Source organism: Desulfonatronum thiodismutans, assembly GCF_000717475.1.
GTDB classification, from domain to species: Bacteria; Desulfobacterota; Desulfovibrionia; order Desulfovibrionales; family Desulfonatronaceae; genus Desulfonatronum; species Desulfonatronum thiodismutans.
Genome location: NZ_JPIK01000010.1, coordinates 99,268 through 120,684, shown reverse-complemented (window position 1 = coordinate 120,684; position 21,417 = coordinate 99,268). Strand labels below are relative to the sequence as shown.

The following is a 21,417-nucleotide window of genomic DNA, read 5'->3' as shown; positions in this document are numbered from 1 at the left end:
GCAAAACATCTGCATTCAATCATAAAATCAGAGCAGCGCCACGACCATTCACTTTTCACGATTCATATTTCGTTCGAATCGTCATTGCAAACCAGCACGCTGCCTTGCAGCAGGTATTTTTCGCCCGTGGCCGGGCACATGGCTTCTCCATCGCCCGCCACAGGCAGGTCCAATCGTTCACCATGGCGGCTGACCCACCCCGCCTGACGGGCAGGCACGCCCATGACCAGGGCAAAATCCGGAACGTCCTCTGTAACCACGGCGCCCGCGGCCACAAGGGCATATCTGCCGATGGTCGCGCCGCAGATGATGGTGCAGTTCGCGCCCAGCGTTGCGCCGGTCTTGACCAGGGTCGGCCGAACCTGGTCCATCTTGCGGATCAGGGCTCGGGGATTGAACACGTTGGTAAACACCATGGACGGCCCGCAGAACACGCCGTCCTCCAGCGTGACCCCCTTGTAGACTGAAACGTTGTTTTGAATTTTGCATTTGTTTCCAATGCGCACATCCGGGCCGACCATTGCATTTTGACCGATGGTGCAATCATTGCCTATTGTCGTACCGGAAAGAATATGCGAAAAATGCCAGATTTTCGATCCTACCCCGATATCGGCGCCAGGATCGATAACCGCTGTTTCATGGGCTTGATAGACGAGTCGATGGGAACGATCTTGCGACGCTGTCTGTGAGGGTTGCAGGGAGCTTGACGCCTCCAGAATCGCCGGCCTGCCGCCATGCTCCAGGGACCACTGGGCCGCATTCAGCACGCGCAATACGGAAAGTCCTTCCTGACCGTCGGTCCTGGGCACGCAGCCTTGTTCAACGCATTCCACGAAATGCCGACACTGTTCCTTGAGCGGTTCCGCCTCTGGCGCCTCGCAACGCACGGGCTCCGCCCTGGAAGGCACTGGCGCACCGTTCTCCCAGCGTATCTCATGGGGATAGATCAGCAGCTTGTCCGGCCAAGCCCTCGTGTCGTCGAACACGGCCATGGCCTTTTGCCCCACGACCACCAACTTCTGCTCCTTGAACGGATGCAGCCATGACACGAAAACATGGGCCTTGAGGCCCGAAGGAAAATCCAGGTGCGTGGTGGTCACGTCCGCGATGCGCTGATGCAGATAGTTGCCGCCCGTGGCCAGGATGCGCTCCGGTGCTTCCCCGGCCAGGGCCAGAATCATGGAAATATCGTGTGGGGCAAAGGACCAGAGAATGTTCTCCTCCCTCCTGATTTTCCCCAGATTCAAGCGGTGTGAATAGATGTAGTCGATTTTCCCCAAGTCCCCGTGCGCGACCATTTCCCGCAGGCGCACGAACACCGGGTGATACTGGAGCATGTGCCCGACCATGAGCACCAAGCCCTTTTGCTCAGCCAACGAAATCAATTCCTGTCCGTGCGCTTGCTCCAGGACAAACGGCTTTTCCACGTAGACGTGCTTTCCGAATAGCAAGGCTTCGCGGACCAGGGCATAATGCGTCTCCGCAGGCGTGGCCACGGCCACGGCCTCTATGTCCGGATTCGCAAACACCTGGGAAGCGGCGAGGCACGTTTGCACGTCAGGATACGAGGAGCGGAACGTGGACAACAGGGTCTCGTCCCGTTCGCAGATCATTCCCAACACTCCCAAACCGTGGAAGTTGCGCACAAGATTCTTGCCCCAATACCCGGAGCCTATGACGGCAATATTTTTCTTTGGAGGCATGGTCATATCTCAACTTTCAGCCTTGCGATCGCTGCCCATTTCACGCTTGTGCTCTGAAATCACTTGCAACATTTCACCAGGGTCACACGTATTTTAGCTAGTTTTCGCCATTTTTACCCATTTCGCGTGTGTCGCATTTTGGATAGTTCACGAAACCCACCCCCACCCAACTTCTCACTCCACCATGCCAACCCTTTCCCCGGCACAGAACAATGTTTTGACATACCCTTGAGAGGCCTGGAAACGAGGAATATGCTTGATAAACTCTGGACATAGCTTGCCTGCTTAGAGGTTATCGAAAAATTAAAGCAAATTTCAGGCCGGAATGAATAACCCGCTGAAACCAACGAAAACTTCCGCCCCTTTGGTATCGTACCAAACAGGTTTCAGCCAAGACGGCTGGGCTGGGTCTCTGAGACCAGTAATCACCTGTATTTATTCATCTTGATCCTCAAAACAGGCCTATTTTAACCCCCTACAGAGAACTTTTGTTGCCCAAACCACTGTTTTCTAGATCCAAGCATCAAATATAATTCGACAAAAGTCAAAAAACTCTTGAACCAAAAACTTCCCACTCAATCATATTCTCGCGCTTGTCCTGACCATATCCAGCAGGATTCTCATGCAGATGCGCAACGGGCTCTTTCCGTGGAGCTGTACCCATTTTCAGCCGCAGCATATCAACAAAGCTCTTGCTGCCAACCGCCAGCTCAACAGTCCAAATTTCATCACGTGTCAAGCTCCCTTTCCGAATCGCATTGGTCACCCATCCAGAATAGTGCTCGCTGAAATCAAAGGTTTCCTACCCATTTCGCGTGTGACGCATTCTGGGTAAAATATGCTTCCAACCGTTAAGAATCAGAGCATTCGACTGGAGCCCTATGATAATTGAACCGCCCGCTTCTCTAAAGCCGCAGGGTACACCATGGAAACAGTTTTTGGCTCCTGCTGGAAAGATGCAAAAGCCGAGAGGCTTCCTGCCTGACGGCGATGTTTTCCTGGCCTGCCCCGTGAAACTCGCCCCCTTTATGGGCGTTGCACTGCGGGTAAACTTGGAGAATTGAGCGTGCAACGCAAACATCCGGTTTTCAATATCTTTTTAAATACTCTCGCCACGTACGCTTGACCCGGATGAGCCCCAAAAAAACTGAACATGACTCTTACTTCGGTTCCCCACCCAGACACGGATCATTTTTTGACATCCCCTTGAGAGGCCTGAAATCAACGAATATGCTTGTTTAACCCTGGGCATGGCTTGCCCGCTTAGAGGTTTTTGATAATCTCCAGCAAATTTCAGGCCGGAATAAATAACCCGCTTAGAGCAGAGAAAACCTCTCCCCTTGCTATCGCATCAAACAGGGCACTTGGAACACCTTGGCCTTGCCAAGCATACACCAACCATGCGCTTGACAAGCCCTTTATAGCTCCATATTTAATGTCAAATTAGATGCCAAAAGGAGCACAGCAATGCAAACAATCTACACCGACAAAATCGTCAGCGTCACTGAGTTGAAACGGAATTTTACCAATGTCCTCAACCAAGCGGGCAGCGATCCAGTCGCAATTCTCAACCACAACAAGGTAGCAGCCTATCTTCTTTCCGCAGAGCACTATGAACGGCTGATTGATCGCCTCGAAGACATTGAGGATGGAAGAATCATTCGAGAACGCTCGGCCGGACCCTTTGTGGAGGTGAGCATGGATGACCTATAAATTGCGGTTCCATGATCTGGCCTTAAAAGAATGGAACAAACTGTCTCCAGATCTTCGAGACCTCATGAAAAAGAAGCTCGTCCAGCGCCTGGAAAATCCTCACATCCCCTCGGCCGCTCTTTGGGGTATGGAGTTCATTCTTGGGCCTTTCAACTCATGGAATGTTAAAAGCAATCAGAACAGGGGATTGCCCACGGAATACACGGAAGGACACGGAAAGAGAATCATCGATTTCCGATCTCCGACTTCCGTGCCCTTCCGTGTGTTCCATGGGAAAAAATACAGAAAGATTTCGCCCACGGAAGACAGGAGGAGTTTTTTTGCAAATTTCAATAAACCTCATCATGTGTGCCCATCGTTTCCAGAAAAATGGCCTCTTGCTCATTATACCGGTCCAAACGGAAAATAATCCTGAGATCATAGCCAACACAGCATGCCCATGATCCAGTCAACTTGCCCTGAAGCTTATGCGCCTTCAAGCTTGGATGAAAAACATCATTTTCAAGTAAAGTCAGCGCTTTTCGCAATTCAGTTCCATTATCAAGACGCTTTTTGACAAACCGTTTTGCTGCACGAACAAAGGATGGGGAGCGAATCAGGAGTCGCTTCACGAGGTGATCTCGTTCATCAGATCGTCCACACTTACAGGTTGGCACTCTCCCGAATTATATTCCGCGCGCGCCTCACGAATTTCGTCAGCAAGCTGATTCCGCCGACGCTCAATGACTCTCTTGGTGAGAATTTCTCTGAACATATCCTGATCTTCAAGAGGCAGTTTCTCCACCTCATCCAGAATATTTCCAAACGTCATGACGCGAGACATATCAACTTCCTCTTTGAATGATTCAGTGTCTTTCCGTGTGTTCCGTGGGGAAAAATCAGAAAAAGATTTTGCCCACGGAAGGCACGGAAAAGCACGGAAGGAAGGATTGGGTGCCAGGTATCTAATCTCGGATTTTCAATTTTCAGGGGTCGGGCTGGGTCTCTGAGACCAGCAATCGCCCTGAGACCAGCAATCGCCTGTATTTATTCATCTTTACCCCCAAAACAGGCCTATTTTGACCCCTTACAGAGAACTTTTGTTGCCCAAACCACTGTTTTCTAGATCCAACAAGCCAATATAATTCGATAAAGAACAAAAATCGCTGAAGTTGAGCTCGTAGTTCACGGCTCGCAGTTGAAAACTCATACCGAATGAAAAACCTGTAACGATTATTCCGGCTGTGAGCGATCATACAAGGTTTCAGGCGCTATATCCAGGCCACCGGGCCAACAAACTGTATCCAGGGCAACATAAGCCTGACGAAACCGCGTCTCGTCTTGAAGTTGTTGAAACACTCCTTTTTGCAAATATGGTCGTGCATCAAAAATACGTGTTTCCCCTGTATTAAATTGCATTTTTAACTTATAGTCATCAAGCGGATAAACTTGAGTTACTTTCTCCATGATCACCTCCTATCGTAACGGATCAATAGGCAAAAGTTGCTGCCCGCTAGCTGCCAGCTCCCAATCAGCCAATAACGATTCACGATTGATTTCTATCCATGCCTGCACCAATCGCTTCTTGGCAAGCGGAATCTCGCCGCTGATCACCTCACCGTCAAGAATATTGAAAGCCGCATCCTGTCCCTGATATTTAGCATGAATATGTGGCAGATGATGTCTTTCATCATCATAAAAATACATGCAAATCAGAATACCGTAAAACATGCTGATTGTTGGCATTGACTCTCCTTTCGCGCTCGCCTCTATGCTTGGGCTGGGTCTCTGAGACAAGCAATCAGACAAGCAATCACAAGCAATCACCTGTGTTTATTCATCTTGATCCCCCAAAAAAACCTATTTTGACCCCTTACAGAGAACCTTTGTTGCCCAAACCACTGCTTTCTAGACCCAAGCATCAAATATAATTCGACAAAAGTCAAAAAACTCTGGAGCCAAAAACTTCCCATTCAATCATATTCTCGCGCATGTCCTGACCATATCCACCAGAATTCTCATGCAGATGCGCAACGGGCTCTTTCCGCGGAGCCGCACCCATTTTCAGCCGTAGCATATCAGCAAAACTCTTGCTCCAAACGGCCACAGTTTCAAATTCAACAACCTGGCAGGCAACATGTTCATGCGGGATCAGAAAACAGGTACGAGTCCTGCCTGCTTGCAGAGTTCATTGGCCGTAATGCGATCAAGCTGCCTATGGCGCTTAATGGGTATGACTTTTATCCCATTGGTATAAATGGCATGATTAGCTCCTTCACGGAGTAGGCGATATCCATGCTGCTCGAAGTATTTGACCAGATCACGCCGTTTGACCGACATGCTTCATCTCGATGGGGAGTTGCTCAATCAAAGCATTGCCTAAAGGTATCTCCTTGCCAAGCTGGACATATGCCGTAAACATTTCCTGCAAAGCATCGCGAAGCATTGCTCTGCACTCATCCAAGTCCGCCCCTTCCGTTAAAACCTCGGGCCACTCGACAAGCTGACCCATGTATCCTGATTCTATTTTGAGATACTTCGCAGTATACGTTATCATAAAAAACACCTAATCCTTGCGATTTGGCTTCTGGTATCTTGCCTCTCGGTGCATCCTTCCAGGTGGTGAGCCCATGTTCTGTTTTGCGGCATCGGCGCGGGCATAGTTGACTTCAGCCGCGGTCTGGCCATGTATGGCCCAATGCAGTTTGTTCTGAACAGTGGCAAAAAAACGCTTGGTGGCCTGAGCGGTCACATCATAATCCATGGCCGTGGCGTAGATGTCGGTGATCTTCTGGTAAAATTTCCGCTCAGAGAGACGAATCTCCCGGATGCGCTGCAATTGCTCTTCAAAATATTGATCAGAAAGGATGGTGCCGCCGCTTTTGAGACGCTCATCATCCATTGTAAACCCTTTGATGGTGAACTCCTCAATGATGCCTGTCGCCCACTTGCGAAACTGCACGGCCCGCTCGGAGTTCACCTTGTAGCCCACGGCGATGATCGCGGACAGGTTGTAGTGCTTGGTATCGTAGCTTTTGCCGTCAGTGGCAGTTATTCGAAAATTTCGAATAACTGCTTCTTCCTCCAACTCACTGTCGGAGAATACTTTTTTCAGGTGATAGTTGATCGTGTGCGTTTCAACATCATAAAGCACGCCCATCATTTTCTGGGTCAACCAGATGTTTTGATCAGCGTATACCGCAGCGACGCCTCCCTTGCCGAGAGCCGCCAGAAAGGTCAGATACTCCGCCGCTGATGAGCGAACATTGGAACCGCCGTTTATTGCGGGTAGGTTTGGATTCTTCTTTTTGCTCATGGTCGTGTTAATTCCTCTTTCGAATTGCATTGGTCACCCATCCAGAATAGTACTCGCTGAAGTCAAAGGTTTCCGGCATTCCCATCAGCCGTGCCAGCACCTCAACTCACTGGGGCTTTGTGCGAACCAAGAATCTCACTGCCCAACCAATTTATCAGCTATTTCAAGATAGCCAGGAAACACAGAGTCCATGCTTGCCAGTTTGATATCGTGGATAATCGCCGTGGCGATGATGATTCTATCGGCCGGATCACGGTGGATATCAGGAAGCGTCACCGCACGATCAGCGATCAAGCAGGTCACCGGAAGAGAATCCACACCTGAGTTAACCAGCGCTTCAAGCATCCATTCGTCAACAGAGCACGGCAGTTCCAGTTTCCCACGATTCACCAGCAACGAAACTTCGAAACACGAAATAGCCGAAACAGCCAAACCGTCCGCATTTTGCATGGCATTGACAACTTCTGAAGAAAGGCAGGAATTGCCCTTCACTATCCAATTGACCCAGATATGCGTGTCGAGCAGAATCATTTCGCGCAATTCCATTCTTCAACCGGAGCGGCAGGCGACATGATGTCACCAAGGATCTTCCCTTTCCCCCTAATTCGAACGGACGGCATGCGACGAATTGATTGCGACGCATCACCCCTCGGCTCAAGAATAGTGACGATGACTTTTGCTTTTTTCACATTGGGCGTTTCGCCCAACCATTGCACTTGACCATTATGATATATGGCTTCGTAACTTTGTAGCGACATGCCTGGACTCCTATGGCTGTTGGCTGACTCCATGAGGGGGGGGTGGGGCTGGACCTCTGAGGCAAGCAACACCCTGTAATTATTTACCTTGACCCAAAAAAACTGAACATGACTCTGACTTCGATTTCTCACCCAGGCCTTGAACCATTTTTTGACATCCCCTTGAGAGGCCTGGAGACAAGGAATATGCTTGCTTAACTCTGGGCATGGCTTGCCTGTTTAATGGTTTTTGCAAGGCTTCGCAAATTTCAGGCCGAAATTATTGAAGCTTGTAGGCGAGGGGCAGGCAGGTGTTTGGCGTTTGAGATTACCAACCAGACCAGCATCCGTCACTGTCTTGACCATCAACGATAGTTCGTGGCGATGGTTCGAAGCTGATGGCTCAAAGTGAAACGGGAAGGCCCGTCCATCTAATAGAGCTAAACCTCAAGGATTCCCACCCCCTGAAGGAGGCCATTTCATTACCGCAAAGCTCAAAGATCACGGCCCAAAGGAGAATCTAAAATCCGCGACACATATGCAAATTGCAATCTACATCTTCAATTTGCAAAAAAATAAACTGCTCTGTTTCGCAACACGCCAATATCGCTGACCGGCCAGACCTCCCAGGACGATCTTCGTTGCGCCTTTTGGCCGCTGAAAACCACCATCCCCCCCTTGATGCGCCCCCCCGCCACTCCGGCAAATCGATCCAGCCCCTTGAAATAGTCTCTGCTCACGGTCTGTCCGGCCTTGATTTCGACCAGGACAAGATCATGTCCGCTCTCAATGACCACATCCACCTCGTTGCCCGCACTGTCGCGATAAAAGGAAAGTCTGGGGCGGACCCCTTGATGATAATGCTGTTTGAAGAGCTCAGCCACGACCATGTTTTCGAAAAGGCTGCCCCGCAGCGGATCCCTGGTCACTTGCTTCTCTTCCTGCAGTCCAAGGAGATAAGAGGCCAGTCCGACATCCCAGAAATAAATTTTCGGGGTCTTGACCAGACGCTTGGAGATGTTGGCATGCCAGGGAGGCAATTGAAAAATGATATAGCTGGCCTCCAGGATGGAAATCCACTCCCTGGCCGTGGTATGGGTCACCCCGGCATCGTTGCCCAGGCTGTTCAGATTCAAGAGCTGGCCAATCCTGCCCGCGCAAAGGCGTACGAACCTCTCAAACGCGCCGACATTGCGGATCTGAATGAGCTGCCGGACATCGCGCTGCACGTAGGTTTCATAATAGTCGCCCATGGCCTGCGTCGGATGGATGCGCATTTGGTGCAGACGGGGATAAAAACCATGCAGAATAAGCTTGTCCACATCGGAAACATCCAGGAAAGACTGGATCTCAAGCCAATCAAAGGGCAGCAGGGTCAGCAGACCGGTCCTTCCGGCCAGGGACTGGCTCAGGGCCTCACGGACATTGAACTGCTGGCTGCCCGTGAGAATAAATCGCCCCGGTGTCGGATCCTCGTCAACCAGAGGTTGCAGGTAGGACAGCAGTTCAGGGGCGCGCTGAATCTCGTCCAGGATGGCCCCTGCCCGGCACTCGGCCAGAAAACCTCGGGGATCGTCCGCGGCGAACTGTCGGATATCCGGTGCTTCAAGGTTGACATATTTTTTATCAGGGCAGGTCATCCTGCAAAGGGTGGTCTTGCCGCTTTGACGGGGGCCTGTGACCGTGACCACCGGATATTTGGCGGCAAGGGCATGGAAAGCCTGTTCTATTGTTCTTTCTTGCATGAAAAGAGGCTACACAAATTCATGCAAATTGCAAGTTGAACTTTCAATCTCATCTCGTGTTCTTTTATCTTGCCAAGCACACCGATCACGTACTGCCCACAGAATTTCCGGTAAAAAATTTTTGTTGACAGCCAAACACGATCCGAGTAGTTACCTTGAATTCGATTTGCAACGGCGGAGTCCCGTTCTTCCTGAACACCGGGGTGTGCCCGGCTTCAAGCAAACAGAATGTCCGCCTCAACCTTTTTTGGAGTTATTCGCATGTCAAGTAAGTTGTATGTTGGGAATTTGCCTTTTACCGCCCAGGAAGACGATGTTCGCGATCTGTTCGCCACCTATGGCGAAGTTCTTTCCGTGGCCTTGATCAGTGATCGTGAAACAGGTCGTCCGCGTGGTTTCGCCTTCGTAGAAATGAACGAAGCCGGAGCCCGTTCCGCCCAGGAGGCGTTGGACGGCAAGGATTTCCAGGGACGTAGCCTGCGCATCAACGAAGCTCAGGAACGTGCCCCCCGTCCCAGTGGTGGTGGCGGCGGTTATGGGGACAGGAACCGTCAGTCCAAGCGCTGGTAACGGCTACCCGACTGCATTGATTCAATAAGGCCCTTGCGAAGCCCCGTCCTCTATCTTCGTGAGGGCGGGGCTTTTTTGCTTCCGCGCGGGCTTTACAATCCGTATCGAAAAGATTCAACACTCCAATATGTTTGCGAAACACTTGGAGCGACGGCAAAAACAAGACAACTCAAGGAGGCCAAATGGCCAAGGAAGAATGTATTGAAATGAGCGGCATTGTTCAGGAAGCCTTGCCGAGCACCCTGTTTTCCGTGGAGCTGGAGACCGGACATACCATTTTGGGGCATCTGTGCGGAAAAATGCGCAAGTTTCGCATCCGCATCCTGCCCGGAGACAAAGTCCGCGTTCAGCTGTCTCCCTACGACCTGACCAAGGGACGGATCGTTTTTCGGGAAAAATAGGCAACCCCGTAGGCAAGGGGGCGGCTGCCCAAAGCTCCGCCTCGGCCCGGCCCCCTTTTTCGTTTTTTTTTTACGATCCGCGAGCCCCCGGAACATCTTCCAGGGTCGTCTTGCGTCCTTTGACTTTCTTAACGTCGTTCCGGAAACTTCCCCCGCTCCGTTTCTATTTCCCCCCCAGAACATGCCGCTTGGAGGCTGATAGAACCGTCTTGCGCAGCCGGATTGAATGCGGCGTGACCTCCAGCAACTCATCCTCCCGAATGAAATGCAGGGCCCACTCCAGGGTCAGCGGCAGGACCGGGGTCAGGATGACCGCCTCGTCCTTGCCCGAGGCGCGCATATTGGTCAGCTTCTTTTCCTTGCAGGGATTGACGTTCAGGTCGCTTTCCCGGTTGTGCTCGCCGACGATCATGCCTTCGTAGACCGGCTCACCCGGTGAAACGAACAGCCTGCCCCGTGGCTCCAGGTTGAACAAGGCGTAAGGTACCGCGGTCCCGGACCGGTCCGCAACAATGGAGCCCATGAACCGGGTCGGAAAATCTCCCCGGTATTCCTCATACCCGGAAAAGTAGGAGTTCATCACCCCGGTGCCCTTGGTGTCGGTCAAAAACTCATCCCGGTAGCCGATCAGCCCCCGGGAAGGGATGGTGAATTCCACCCGTACCCGACCGGTACCCTTGTTCACCAAATTGGACATCCGCCCTTTGCGGATGGACAACTTTTCCGTGACCACGCCCAGAAAAATCTCCTCGCAGTCCACGAACAGGTGTTCCATGGGTTCGTGGCGCTTCCCGCCCACATCTCTATAGATCACCTCGGGCCGCCCCACGCTCAACTCATACCCTTCCCGGCGCATGGTTTCGATCAGGATGGCCATCTGGAACTCGCCCCGCCCCTTGACCAGGAAGCTGTCCCGCTCCTCGGTCTCTTCCACCCGGATGGCCACGTTGCTCAGGGATTCCTTGACCAGACGCTCCCAGATTTTGCGGGACTGAACGAACTTGCCCTCCCGTCCGGCCAAAGGCGAGGTGTTGATGGTGAACTTCATGGCCACGGTGGGCTCGTCCACGGCGATCCGTTTCAAGCCCGAAGGTTCGGCCTTGGTGCAGATGGTATCCCCAATATGCACATTCTCGATCCCGGCCAGCACCGCGATATCCCCGGGCTCCACCTCGCTCACCTCTTGCAGTGACAGCCCCGCGTAGGTCTGCAACTTGGTGACTCGCAGCGGAAGATGTTCCGCCGCATCATTGATGCAGACCAATTGCTCGTTCTGCCTAGCCCGACCGTTGACCACTCGACCGATGGCCAGCCGTCCCAGGTAGTCTGAATAGCCCAGGTCCGCCACCAGCATCTGAAACGGCTTGTCCGGATCATAAGCGGGCCCGGGGACCGTTTGCAGAATCGCGTCAAACAGCGGGTGTAAATTTTCCCCGGGCTCGTCCAGGGAGCGTTTGGCAATTCCGTCCCGGGCAACGGCGTACAAAACCGGAAAATCGAGCTGTTCCTCGGAAGCATCCAGGTCGATGAACAGATCATAGACCTCGTCCAGCACCTCGGCCACCCGGGCATCCTGGCGATCAATCTTGTTGATCACCACGATGACCTTCAGCTTGGCTTCCAGGGTCTTCTTAAGCACGAAACGGGTCTGAGGCAGTGGCCCTTCCGAGGCGTCCACCAACAGCACCGCGCCGTCGGCCATGGACAGGGAACGTTCCACCTCCCCGCCGAAGTCCGCGTGCCCCGGGGTGTCGATAATGTTGATCTTCACGCCCTTCCAGGACACGGCACAATTCTTGGCCGCGATGGTGATCCCGCGCTCCCGCTCCAGATCCATGGAGTCCATGACCCGTTCGGCCACTTCTTGATTGTCCCGAAACAGCCCGCTTTGCCTGAACAGTCCGTCCACCAGGGTGGTCTTGCCGTGATCGACGTGGGCGATGATGGCGATGTTGCGAATCGCCGGATTGATAGTCTTTTGTGTCATAAGGATTGGTTTGTTGAAGGGTTGAGTAATTCTTACTTCTTGCCGCCCAGCAGCCCACCCAGGACGCCGCGCAGCACCTGGCGGCCTATCTGGTTGCCCACGGTGCGCATGGCGGACTTGCCCATGGCCTCCAGAGCGCCCTGACGGCGCTTGGAACCCAGCAGGAAGTCCCGCATGGCCCCGGAAACACCACCAGGGGCACCACCGGCCGCACCGTCGGCGGTTTCCTTGCTTCGGGAAGATTTCCCTCCCGAAGCGGCGCTCTCAATTGATTTCGCGGCCACGGCCTCCTCGGCCCGGGCCTGGAGGATCTCATAGGCGGACTCGCGGTCAACGGGCGTATCGTATTTTCCGCCCAAGGGGCTGCGTCCTCGCACAAGGTGCCGTTCTTCCGGCGTGATCACCCCGATCCGACATCGGGGCGGGACGACCAAGGCCCGCTCCACGGGCAGCGGGACGCCCTTGTCCTGCAAGGTGGTCACCAGGGCCTCGCCCACGGCCATGGAGGTCAGGGACTGGAGCACGTCCACGGCGGGGTTGGGCGGAAAGGTCTGGGCCGCGACGCGCACGGCCTTTTGGTCCCGCGGCGTGTAAGCCCGTAACGCGTGCTGGATGCGGTTGCCCAATTGCCCCAGAATTTCCTGGGGCACGTCGTCCGGATACTGGCTGCAAAAATACACGCCCACGCCCTTGGAACGGATCAGTCGGACCACCTGCTCCACCCTCTGCCGCAAGGCCGAAGGCACGTCGGCGAAAAGCAGATGCGCCTCGTCGAAAAAGAAGACCATCTTCGGCAGGTCCCGGTCGCCGACCTCGGGCAGGGTCTCGAACAGTTCCGAAAGCATCCAGAGCAAAAAGCTGGAATACATCCTGGGCCGCAGATACAGCTTCTCGGCGGCCAGGACGTTGACGATTCCCCGCCCGGACATATCCTGACGCATGAAGTCCGCCAATTCCAGAGCCGGTTCGCCGAAAAACAGATCGCCTCCGTCTCCGTCCAGCCGGAGCAGGGCCCGTTGGATCGCGGCCAGGGAAGAGGAATGCACCAGTCCGAACCGGGCCGACACGCTCTTCACGTTCTCCGAGGTAAAGATCAGCAGGGAGCGCAGATCCTTAAGGTCCAGCAGGAGCAGCCCTTCTTCGTCCGCCAAGCGGAAGACGATCTCCAACACCCCGGCCTGGATGTCGTTGAGTTCCATCAACCTGGCCAGCAAGGTCGGCCCCATCTGGGAGACCGTGGTACGTAGCGGATGCCCCAGTTCTCCGTAAATATCCCAAAACAGAACCGGGTTCGGTTCGTTGGCGTAGCCCTCGATTCCGATGCTCTCCAACCGCGATCGAATCCGGTCGTTCATGGCCCCGGGCATGGCCAACCCGGCCAGGTCGCCCTTGACGTCAGCCAGGAACACCGGCACCCCGAGCCGGGAAAAGCCTTCGGCCAGGACCATCAGGGAAACGCTCTTCCCCGTTCCCGTGGCCCCGGCGATCATCCCATGCCGGTTGGCGTACCGGCCATGCAGAAACACCTGCTCCCGGCCCTTGCCGATCAGGATTGTGTTCATCGTCTTCTCCATTCGAAACCATTCAAAAGTCACGATACGCATCGTTGTCCAAGGTTCCCCCCCACTCGCTCAACGTGCTCTCCAGGCAATGAAGATTGTCAACCTCAAGGTCCGACAGTCGCCGTACGTTAACCACGCCTTCCTGCTTGATTTCCCAGACGATGACATCTCCAGGTCCAACCAGCATGGCTTTTCGAACAGCTTGAGGAATGGTTGTCCGCCCTTTGGACGTGACCTTCGCGGTGGCGATCATTTCCAATCTCCTCGAACATCCGGACAGGGCAAGAACATGAATGTATAGCCTATCATCGTATAGAGTGAATAATCAGTTGTAAACAAACGATCTTGTTGGACCAACTTTCTTTGATCTCGAAGCACGTCTCAGATTGGACATCCGCAGCCCAAGCGGGCAAAATTACGAGGTCGTTTTTTTTGAACAAGGAGCACCGTGCCGACATTTCACTACGTGGCCCTGGATCGCCGGGGCGAGCAGCGCAAGGGGTTGTGCGAGGCCGAGAGCCGGGCCGCGGCGTATGCCCGACTCCAGGAGCAGGGGATGCTGCCGATCCGGCTCGGCAACGCCGGGCATGCGCAAGGCCGCACCCTGCGCGGCCTGCTTTCCCCCGTCTCCTGGCACCGGCGCATTCGCCTGGACGAATCCTTCTATTCCCTGGGCATGATGATCCAGGGGGGCGGATCCCTGGCCCAGAGTCTGGACCTGCTGGCCCGGATGTCCACCGGCGCGTCGGCCCGGTTCTGGGTCCAGATTCGCGACGCGGTGGAAGGCGGCCAGGCCTTTTCCCAGGCCTTGCAGGATCATCCGGGCGTCGTCTCCCCAGTGTACGCGGCCATGATCCATGTGGCCGAGCAGGTAGGCCGGTTGGGCGAGGTTCTGGAGCGCATCGCCCGGTATGAGGAAGGCCGCCGGGACTTTCGGGAAAAGCTGCTCACATCCCTTGGCTATCCGCTGACCATCCTGATCATCGGCCTGGGCGCGGTCTTCTTTCTCCTCTCCCGTGTCCTGCCCCGGATCGCGGACATCGTCACCGCCTCGGCCGGGGAATTGTCCTGGGACACCCGTCTGCTCTTGAATGTCGGTTCCTGGATGGAGTCCTGGGGCGGCTTGCTGCTCCTGGGTCTGACCGGGATGGTCTTCCTCGGCGTGACGACCTACAAGCGCCGCCCGAACTGGCGCATCCGCCTGGACCGCCTGCTCTGGCGGCTTCCGGTGGTCCAGAAAGGCGTCCTGGCCCGCTTTTCCGGGCTGGTTTCCTTTCAGATCCAAGCTGGGATCCCCCTGGTCCAGGCCTTGCAGAGTTCGGCCCAGGGCGTGGGATCGCTCTTTTTCCGAGAAAAAATGCTCCAGGCCGCCCGGGAAGTCTCCGCCGGCCAGCCTCTGGACGGTGTGCTCTGGAAACAGGACGTCTACCCGGACGTCTTCCTGACCGCCATCAGCGCCGGCCGGGCCGCCGGAAAACTGGGCCCGTTCATGGAACGCCTGGGCAAACTCCTGGAACGCGAAACCGACGCATCCCTGAAACGCTTCGCCGCCCTGGTCGAACCGGCCCTGATCCTGGGTCTGGGGCTGCTGGTAGGATTTCTGGTTCTGGCCGTAATGGGGCCGATCTTTGATCTGACGTCACGGGTCGGCTGATCCTTCACACCTACCGCGGCAACAGATACAGCACGCCCATGAACAGCGGCTGGTGGAGCAGATAGATCAGCAGGCTGTGGCGTCCCAGCCAGGACAGCATCCCGAAACCGGGGAGAGACGGTGGGGCGAGGAGGATGGACGGGCGACGGCGGTGAATTGACTGGCCGATGTACAGCCCCAGGAGCAGGACGCCGAACCAGGGCAGGATCGGCACGTAGTCCTCGGTGAAGGGCTTGTGGGTCATCATGCCCAGCCAGTGCAGCCAGGGATGGTTGAAAACCGGGTGCTGAACGAACAGGCCCACGAAGATGCACAGTACGCCGAAGGCCAGGTTCAGATTGTGCAGCCGCAAAAAGAGCAGAGCCAGAATTCGGGCCGTGAAGATGAAATGCAGGACGCCGAAGACCACCCAGGTCAGGGGAAAAACCAGGAACGTGCCCACGGAAACCAAGCCCGCGGCAACGCCCAAGATGGCCTGACGCCGCAGGAATCGCCACGGCTTCAACCCATTGTGGTTGGACAGGGCCAAGCTCGCGCCCACGGCCAGCACGAAGCCCCCCACGATCACCGACCGCAGGCCCAGCCAGAACGGATCGGTTTGGAAGCGGATGGAGACGACCCCAAAGTAGTTGAGATCAAAACAGAAATGATAGACAAGCATCAACAGCACGGCCCCGCCGCGAAACATGTCCAGCGCGGGCAGGCGCATCGAAGAGGGGCCGGTATATCCCGGCGACACGGGGGAAGAGGAAGAAGTGGCGTGATGCATGATGGAGATGCCGGAGATTGGAAAGTTTCTACGCAAATGTCACCCAAAGAGTCCAAGGACTCCATGGTCGTGACCGATACCCGCAGTACAAGTTTTTCCGGCAAAGGCCAACAGCCCCCTCAGCGCCTACTCGGCATGGCCCTGTTCATTGGCTTGGCTCTTTTGCTGTCCGCCGCCTGCGCCCCGCGCGTGACGCAACCTCCCAAGCCCGCTCCTTTGCTCACCGAACAGACCCCCTTCGGGCCAAGCATGACGCTGGCCGAAATGCTCGATCAAAGCCTGCGCACCCAGTATCGGCCTCCAAACATTGACTTCCCCGTACCTGATCAAATGGCCCATTCCTCTTCCGCCCTCCCGCAACGGTCCGGCGACTACTTCATGGAATTGAGCCGGGAGTCCGTCACCCTGCATTTGGCGTCCGACGTCACCGCATACGTGCTCGGGCCGTCAGCCTCTTCCAGCGGAGAAGCGCAAGCCAGGGGACAAACGGACGACATACCCGAAGCCGGGTTGGCCGTGGGCCACGCCAACGGAGACATCCACGTCTGGAGTTCCTGGCCGTGCGCCTCCCTGACCCTGCCCACGGCAGCCCCGGTCACTCTGCTGACCTGGGACGGCGTCGGGCCGTTTCTCGGCGCGGGCAATGCCCGCAGCGGCGAGCTGCATGCCTTTGATCTGCGCCACTGCGCCCGCGTGGGCACGGTTCCCGGACAGCATCCGCTACGTCACGCGGCGCTGTCTTCTTCATCGACCTGGGTCGCCGTGACGGATACCGGTCAACGTCTGTTCGTGGGGCCGCTCGGCGAACTCTTTGCCAACCCGTCCAACGCCTCTCCGGTATTGGAACAAGACCCCAGGCGCCACGTCGGCACCCTGCGCTTCCCGCCCCTGGCCCTGGCATTCAGCCCTCGGGAGGGCCTGCTTCAGAGCGTGGACCAAGCGGGATGGCTGCTGCTCTGGACCCTGCCGGATCTGACCCTGCTGGAGCAGGTTCGGATTCCCGGCGGCCCCTTTGGGGCGGCACTGTTCCACGGCGGCCATCTCATCCTGGGCCCAGCGGGTATTGATCAGGACGTCTCCCCCACCTCGCACGATGAGTCCCGTCCCGAACCGGTGATCTGGGATATTCCGAATTCCCGCGCCGTTGCCGCCGAAGAAATTTTGACGTCCCAAAACGCGTCCTCCACGAACCAAGGCGCTCCCTGGGCTCTGCTCCATTTTTTCGAGCGGTTCAACCTGGACGCCGGCCTGCTGACCTTTCGCACGGCCCAGAAGCACTGGCTGCGCAAGCTCCATTTCGGGACTCCCCGGCTCAGCGTGCATGCCGCGGACGACGACGGCCTGTTGCGGGTGACCGAGCCGGACCAGACGCAGCGCTGGTACCAAACGGCAACCGGAAGGCCCGCGGACGCTCCCGACCATGGACCAACGCGCCTGACGCCCCTTGCCGTCGCCCCGGACGGGACGGTGTCCTGGAACGGGCGGACCTACGCCCTTGCCGATCCGGTCCAAACCAGGGACGGATACGTGCTGATGGCCCGGCATGTTCCGGAACATCGTTTTTTCCTGTGGTGGATGCCCGTGGAGGAAGTACGCGTCTCCATGGACAGTTGGATCTTGCCCGACAAAACCGACCTCCTGCCCATACGAAACAGCCTAATCCAGGATTCTCCGCCGTCCTGGATTTCCCTTTCCGACCACCGCCAACCCGTTGGAGATATGCAATGAGACATCAATCCGGCTTCAGCCTGATCGAACTGATGATCGTCGTGGTCATCCTCGGCCTGCTGGCCACCCTGCTCGTGCCCCGAATCATGGATCGCCCGGACGAGGCCCGGGTGACCAAGGCCAAGGTGGACATCCGCACCCTGGAATCCGCCCTGCGCCTGTACCGGCTGGACAACGGGGTCTATCCCACCACCGAGCAAGGGCTCGCCGCTCTGTTCCGCAAACCGGACATCACCCCCATCCCCCGCAACTATCGCGACGGCGGATACCTGGAAGCATCCTCCGTGCCGAGGGATCCCTGGGGCAACGCCTACCGCTACCGCTCTCCTGGCCAACAGGGCCGGGACTATGAAATCACCAGCCTGGGCGCGGACGGCAAGGAGGGCGGGACCGGCTTCGCCCAGGACATCAACAGTTGGGAGCTGGACGATTGAAACGCTCCGACGCATCTCCCCAGAGCAACGCGGGCCTGACCCTTGTCGAGCTGCTGATCGTGCTCTTCATCGTCGGCCTGGGCTGGTTCACTCTGCTTCCCCGGCTGGACCCGACCCGGCCCTCCGGAAGCAACGCGCCGCTACATGAAGTGAACGTCTTTCTGGCCCAGGTTCGAAGCACGGCGATTGAAACCGGACGGTTTCAGGCCATTCGCCTGGATCCTACATCCGGGGTCCTGTCCTGGAACGAGGCCACCCACCGCTTACCGACCCCACCCGGCCGCTGCGTCCTGAACGACTCCCCGTGCCCTCATCCCGCGGCCCACTTCCGCGTCTATCCCCAGGGGCACATGGATCGGCTCCGGTTGGATTTTTCCAGCGGAGAGCGCTGGACCACCGCGGACCTGGACGTCCGCCTGATCAACGAGTTCCGGCCATGACGTTTGGACGCCCTTCCGCCAATCTCCGGCATCAGCACGGTGACGCGAGTCTCTCCCAAGGCTTTACTCTGGTCGAAGTCCTGGTGGCCCTGGTCATCGCCGCCATCCTGGCCTCCGGCCTGCTCGCCGCACAACGTCACGGCCTGAATCAAGCCAGCCGGGCGGACGTGCTCTGGCTGCACCTGAACACGGCCCAGGAAGCGCTCATGGGCCGAGATATCGGGCGCGGGGATTCTCATTTAACGGCGCCCGGCGGAATGTTGCCCGATAGCCGCGACCCCTTGGCCGCCCGGATCACCACCAACCCGCCGACCCCGGAACGCCCCTCCCCATGGGTGACCCTGACCACGCGCCTTGAGGGACGGGAGATGGCGTGGTCCTGGCCCGCGGCCTCTCCGTGAGGGATACGAAGTACGAAAAAATGACGCCACGGAACGCTTCCACTCATCACGACAGCTGCTCCACGCCCTCCCTTCCCGGCTTCACCCTGGTGGAAATCCTGGTGGCCCTGGTGGTGGCCGGGATGCTCATCGCCCTGCTCGCGGCAATCCTCGGGCGCGGGGTCGTGGCCTCGTCCGCCCTGGAGGAAACCGTGGAAAACCAGCGCTCCCGGGTCGTCCTGCACCGGTTGCTGAGCATGGACCTGCGGGGCATGTTGCCGGAAACGGAACTGACCATCACGGAGCACGGATTCACGCTGGAGACGGTCGCCAACCACCTTGTTCCCGGCCCCCTGCCCATGACCGTGACCTGGGACTTTTCCCAGCGCCAGGTCCGCCGCACCGAAGAGCAGCCGGACCTGGACTATGTCCAGGAACTGCTGGTGATCTCGGATCTGCGAGCCTGGAGCCTGGCCTTCCACGACCTGACCGAGGGCCGCTGGGTGGAACTGCGCTCGTGGCTGCACGGCACGCAGCGCCCAGCCCCCGCGGGCCTGCGGCTGGAACTGCGCCCTACCGGCGTACAAACCACATGGGATATCGTCCATCGCCTGCCCCTGGAGCATGATGCGCCGCTTTGACCGTCTACCCCGCTCCCATGGTGCCGTCCTCGTCCTGGTGCTGGTCACCCTGCTCCTGTTCAGCACCGTGGTGTTGCGGGTCGTCCAGCATGCCGCCCTGACCGAGGAAGAACATGTTCTGCTGCTCCAGACCATTCAGGCCGGGTTCCAGGCCGAAGCCGCGACGCACAAGGCCCTGGAACTGGTCGCCCGGTCCACCGAGAATCTCGGTACGACGGACCAGTCTCCGAGCCCCCTGGAATGGAACGAGGACGGCATCCGGATCACCATCACTCCCACCAACGCCAAGCTGAATCTCAACGCCCTGCACCCGCCCTCCCTGCATCCCCAGGTCATGACCAGGTTGCGGGAAGGCCTGACCCGCCTGTTCCAGCAAGCGGATACCCAAAAGGCCTCTCACGAGGGTTCCAGGACGAGTTTCCAAGGCGATACGCGAGACATCATGCTCTGGCTGGGTGAAGGTTACGACCCGGACCTGCCTGGTTCGGCCCGCGCCGCCGACGCACCCTACACCGGAATCCGGCCGTCCTATCGCCCCAGGAAAGGCCCCATGCAGCGACCGGAAGAACTGCTCCTGGTCACCGGCTTCACTGACCTCGATCCGGCCTGGGTGCGCCAACATTTCACGGTGTGGGGAACGGACGGACGGATCAATCTGAATCTGGCCGACAGGGAACTGCTCCTGGCCGTGGCTCCGGAACTGGAGGCCTACTGGCCGGCCATCCAGCGGCACCGCACGGAACACGGCTTCCAGCGCCTGGACGAACTCATCGCCCGCATCCGGATGCCCATGGACGTCTACCAGCGCGTCCTGCCTCACTTGGCCCTGGAAGCGGACACCCTGGAAATCTCTGTTGAGGTCCGGCAACCCGCATGGTATGAACTTCACCGAATCATCGTGGAACGGCCATCCATCCTCGCCGACACCCCACCCAGAATACTGGCCAGGGACATTATCGAGTCCAGGCCGCTTTGAGATGCAACGACGAGAACCAATGGAAAGACTTGATTATCCGAAGAATGAGAGAAGCTTATGATTCAAGAATATTGCCAAAATGCCATTGCTCGCGCCGAATACAAGAAACTTGACGACGGCACTTGGTTTGCTGAAATTCCTGGTTTTCAAGGAGTCTGGGCCAACGGAGAAAGCATTGAAGCCTGTCGGCAGGATCTCTGGTCGGTTTTGGAGGAATGGCTCGTAATGAAAATTCAAGACGGCGACCCGCTCCCATGTTTCAATGGTTTGTCCCTGCATGTTAAAGAAGTTGCCGTCGTATAACTGAGTGTTGAAAAAGCCCTTTGTCGGCAGTCCGTTCAAAAACCCCAAGTGCAAGGAGCAAAGAAAAATCAAGGTCGAAGCGTATTTATTGATACGTGAGAGTTTGAATTTTTTGCGGCGACGCAGCAATTGAGAGTTTTTCAACGGACTGATAAGCCCATGCCTCTTTCACGTCGACAGCTTATTCAAAAGATGCGCCTGCTTGGCTTCCATGGTCCCTATTCCGGAGGCAAGCACCAATTCATGGCCAAAGAAACACTCAAGGTTCGCATTCCGAATCCCCACAAATCCAATGAAATATCCGAAGCCCTGTTGTCCGAAATACTCCGGCAAGCAGGGATTTCCAGAAAAGACATCTTGAATTAAACACGAGCCCCCC

28 protein-coding genes are annotated in these 21,417 nt (G+C 56.5%); 12 read left to right on the top strand and 16 right to left on the bottom strand.

Features of this window, described 5'->3' with window-relative positions; all coding sequences use genetic code 11:
• Nucleotides 1-62 precede the first annotated feature (62 nt).
• Both GY33_RS21810 and GY33_RS20975 read right to left on the bottom strand, forming a co-directional pair.
• On the bottom strand, nt 63-1,703 hold the full coding sequence (locus tag GY33_RS21810; protein ID WP_152555133.1) for a Gfo/Idh/MocA family oxidoreductase: 1,641 nt from the start codon (nt 1,701-1,703) through the stop codon (nt 63-65).
• Between the two features lie 544 nt (nt 1,704-2,247).
• Nucleotides 2,248-2,442, bottom strand: coding sequence for a hypothetical protein (locus tag GY33_RS20975; RefSeq protein WP_152555132.1), 195 nt, complete (start codon nt 2,440-2,442; stop codon nt 2,248-2,250).
• A gap of 728 nt (nt 2,443-3,170) precedes the next feature.
• On the opposite strand from GY33_RS20975, the gene GY33_RS0107700 reads away from it, so the two are divergent.
• Nucleotides 3,171-3,416 (top strand): type II toxin-antitoxin system Phd/YefM family antitoxin, encoded by a 246-nt coding sequence (locus GY33_RS0107700; RefSeq protein WP_031386783.1) that lies wholly within the window; start codon nt 3,171-3,173, stop codon nt 3,414-3,416.
• Nucleotides 3,417-3,745: 329 nt separating this feature from the next.
• Here GY33_RS0107700 and GY33_RS0107690 read toward each other — a convergent pair whose 3' ends face one another.
• The 10 genes from GY33_RS0107690 to GY33_RS0107650 all read right to left on the bottom strand — a co-directional run bounded on the left by GY33_RS0107690 (nt 3,746) and on the right by GY33_RS0107650 (nt 9,193).
• Nucleotides 3,746-4,027 carry a type II toxin-antitoxin system RelE/ParE family toxin gene (locus tag GY33_RS0107690; RefSeq protein ID WP_031386782.1) on the bottom strand — a complete coding sequence of 94 codons (282 nt, stop codon included), beginning with the start codon at nt 4,025-4,027 and terminating at the stop codon, nt 3,746-3,748.
• Entirely contained in the window at nt 4,024-4,239 is a 216-nt protein-coding gene (locus GY33_RS0107685; RefSeq protein ID WP_031386781.1) for a hypothetical protein, read from the bottom strand. Before GY33_RS0107685 ends, GY33_RS0107690 begins: the two co-directional genes overlap by 4 nt.
• Before the next feature lie 389 nt (nt 4,240-4,628).
• Entirely contained in the window at nt 4,629-4,862 is a 234-nt protein-coding gene (locus GY33_RS0107680) for a DUF2442 domain-containing protein (RefSeq protein ID WP_031386780.1), read from the bottom strand.
• A gap of 9 nt (nt 4,863-4,871) precedes the next feature.
• Nucleotides 4,872-5,141, bottom strand: a complete 270-nt coding sequence (locus GY33_RS0107675) for a DUF4160 domain-containing protein (RefSeq protein ID WP_031386779.1) — start codon at nt 5,139-5,141, stop codon at nt 4,872-4,874.
• Between the two features lie 405 nt (nt 5,142-5,546).
• On the bottom strand, nt 5,547-5,735 hold the full coding sequence (locus tag GY33_RS20410; RefSeq protein WP_084184938.1) for a type II toxin-antitoxin system HicA family toxin: 189 nt from the start codon (nt 5,733-5,735) through the stop codon (nt 5,547-5,549).
• The gene (locus GY33_RS0107670; protein ID WP_031386778.1) at nt 5,716-5,952 is read right to left on the bottom strand and encodes a type II toxin-antitoxin system HicB family antitoxin; all 237 of its coding nucleotides are present in this window, start codon (nt 5,950-5,952) and stop codon (nt 5,716-5,718) included. The genes GY33_RS20410 and GY33_RS0107670 overlap by 20 nt, the downstream gene beginning before the upstream one ends.
• Nucleotides 5,953-5,961: 9 nt before the next feature.
• Nucleotides 5,962-6,711: a RhuM family protein gene (gene rhuM / locus GY33_RS19055; protein ID WP_200874848.1), complete on the bottom strand. Its 750-nt coding sequence runs from the start codon at nt 6,709-6,711 to the stop codon at nt 5,962-5,964.
• Nucleotides 6,712-6,846: 135 nt separating this feature from the next.
• A complete protein-coding gene (locus GY33_RS0107660) occupies nt 6,847-7,242 on the bottom strand; it encodes a type II toxin-antitoxin system VapC family toxin (protein WP_031386777.1) in 396 nt (131 codons plus the stop codon).
• Nucleotides 7,239-7,469 (bottom strand): hypothetical protein, encoded by a 231-nt coding sequence (locus GY33_RS0107655; protein ID WP_031386776.1) that lies wholly within the window; start codon nt 7,467-7,469, stop codon nt 7,239-7,241. Before GY33_RS0107655 ends, GY33_RS0107660 begins: the two co-directional genes overlap by 4 nt.
• Nucleotides 7,470-8,008: 539 nt before the next feature.
• Nucleotides 8,009-9,193: an ATP-binding protein gene (locus GY33_RS0107650; protein WP_031386775.1), complete on the bottom strand. Its 1,185-nt coding sequence runs from the start codon at nt 9,191-9,193 to the stop codon at nt 8,009-8,011.
• Nucleotides 9,194-9,454: 261 nt separating this feature from the next.
• On the opposite strand from GY33_RS0107650, the gene GY33_RS0107645 reads away from it, so the two are divergent.
• Nucleotides 9,455-9,763, top strand: coding sequence for an RNA recognition motif domain-containing protein (locus tag GY33_RS0107645; RefSeq protein WP_031386774.1), 309 nt, complete (start codon nt 9,455-9,457; stop codon nt 9,761-9,763).
• A 182-nt stretch (nt 9,764-9,945) separates the two neighbouring features.
• Entirely contained in the window at nt 9,946-10,164 is a 219-nt protein-coding gene (gene infA, locus GY33_RS0107640) for a translation initiation factor IF-1 (protein WP_028572251.1), read from the top strand.
• Between the two features lie 163 nt (nt 10,165-10,327).
• On the opposite strand, the gene typA is transcribed toward infA, so the two are convergent.
• Genes typA through GY33_RS0107625 form a run of 3 tightly spaced genes read right to left on the bottom strand, consistent with a single transcriptional unit; the run spans nt 10,328 to nt 13,966 of the window.
• Complete coding sequence (gene typA / locus GY33_RS0107635) at nt 10,328-12,151, bottom strand: translational GTPase TypA (protein WP_031386773.1); 1,824 nt, start codon at nt 12,149-12,151, stop codon at nt 10,328-10,330.
• A gap of 32 nt (nt 12,152-12,183) precedes the next feature.
• Nucleotides 12,184-13,713, bottom strand: a complete 1,530-nt coding sequence (locus GY33_RS0107630) for a helicase HerA-like domain-containing protein (RefSeq protein WP_031386772.1) — start codon at nt 13,711-13,713, stop codon at nt 12,184-12,186.
• A gap of 22 nt (nt 13,714-13,735) precedes the next feature.
• Nucleotides 13,736-13,966 (bottom strand): AbrB/MazE/SpoVT family DNA-binding domain-containing protein, encoded by a 231-nt coding sequence (locus tag GY33_RS0107625; protein ID WP_031386771.1) that lies wholly within the window; start codon nt 13,964-13,966, stop codon nt 13,736-13,738.
• Nucleotides 13,967-14,161: 195 nt separating this feature from the next.
• Here GY33_RS0107625 and GY33_RS0107620 point away from each other — a divergent pair, with 195 nt between their 5' ends.
• Nucleotides 14,162-15,367 carry a type II secretion system F family protein gene (locus GY33_RS0107620; RefSeq protein WP_031386770.1) on the top strand — a complete coding sequence of 402 codons (1,206 nt, stop codon included), beginning with the start codon at nt 14,162-14,164 and terminating at the stop codon, nt 15,365-15,367.
• A gap of 10 nt (nt 15,368-15,377) precedes the next feature.
• On the opposite strand, the gene GY33_RS0107615 is transcribed toward GY33_RS0107620, so the two are convergent.
• Entirely contained in the window at nt 15,378-16,136 is a 759-nt protein-coding gene (locus tag GY33_RS0107615) for a heparan-alpha-glucosaminide N-acetyltransferase (protein ID WP_051822409.1), read from the bottom strand.
• A 36-nt stretch (nt 16,137-16,172) separates the two neighbouring features.
• Here GY33_RS0107615 and GY33_RS0107610 point away from each other — a divergent pair, with 36 nt between their 5' ends.
• From GY33_RS0107610 to GY33_RS0107575, 8 genes are all read left to right on the top strand, one after another.
• Nucleotides 16,173-17,864, top strand: coding sequence for a hypothetical protein (locus tag GY33_RS0107610; protein ID WP_031386768.1), 1,692 nt, complete (start codon nt 16,173-16,175; stop codon nt 17,862-17,864).
• Nucleotides 17,861-18,298 (top strand): type II secretion system major pseudopilin GspG, encoded by a 438-nt coding sequence (gene gspG / locus GY33_RS0107605; RefSeq protein WP_031386767.1) that lies wholly within the window; start codon nt 17,861-17,863, stop codon nt 18,296-18,298. Before GY33_RS0107610 ends, gspG begins: the two co-directional genes overlap by 4 nt.
• Nucleotides 18,295-18,738 carry a pilus assembly FimT family protein gene (locus GY33_RS0107600; RefSeq protein ID WP_031386766.1) on the top strand — a complete coding sequence of 148 codons (444 nt, stop codon included), beginning with the start codon at nt 18,295-18,297 and terminating at the stop codon, nt 18,736-18,738. The genes gspG and GY33_RS0107600 overlap by 4 nt, the downstream gene beginning before the upstream one ends.
• On the top strand, nt 18,735-19,139 hold the full coding sequence (locus GY33_RS0107595) for a prepilin-type N-terminal cleavage/methylation domain-containing protein (protein ID WP_031386765.1): 405 nt from the start codon (nt 18,735-18,737) through the stop codon (nt 19,137-19,139). The genes GY33_RS0107600 and GY33_RS0107595 overlap by 4 nt, the downstream gene beginning before the upstream one ends.
• Before the next feature lie 20 nt (nt 19,140-19,159).
• The gene (locus GY33_RS0107590) at nt 19,160-19,759 is read left to right on the top strand and encodes a PulJ/GspJ family protein (RefSeq protein ID WP_152555130.1); all 600 of its coding nucleotides are present in this window, start codon (nt 19,160-19,162) and stop codon (nt 19,757-19,759) included.
• Nucleotides 19,743-20,735, top strand: a complete 993-nt coding sequence (locus GY33_RS0107585) for a type II secretion system minor pseudopilin (RefSeq protein ID WP_084184932.1) — start codon at nt 19,743-19,745, stop codon at nt 20,733-20,735. The genes GY33_RS0107590 and GY33_RS0107585 overlap by 17 nt, the downstream gene beginning before the upstream one ends.
• A 57-nt stretch (nt 20,736-20,792) precedes the next feature.
• Entirely contained in the window at nt 20,793-21,038 is a 246-nt protein-coding gene (locus GY33_RS20405) for a type II toxin-antitoxin system HicB family antitoxin (protein WP_084184930.1), read from the top strand.
• A gap of 159 nt (nt 21,039-21,197) precedes the next feature.
• A complete protein-coding gene (locus tag GY33_RS0107575) occupies nt 21,198-21,404 on the top strand; it encodes a type II toxin-antitoxin system HicA family toxin (protein WP_031386761.1) in 207 nt (68 codons plus the stop codon).
• Nucleotides 21,405-21,417: the final 13 nt, after the last annotated feature.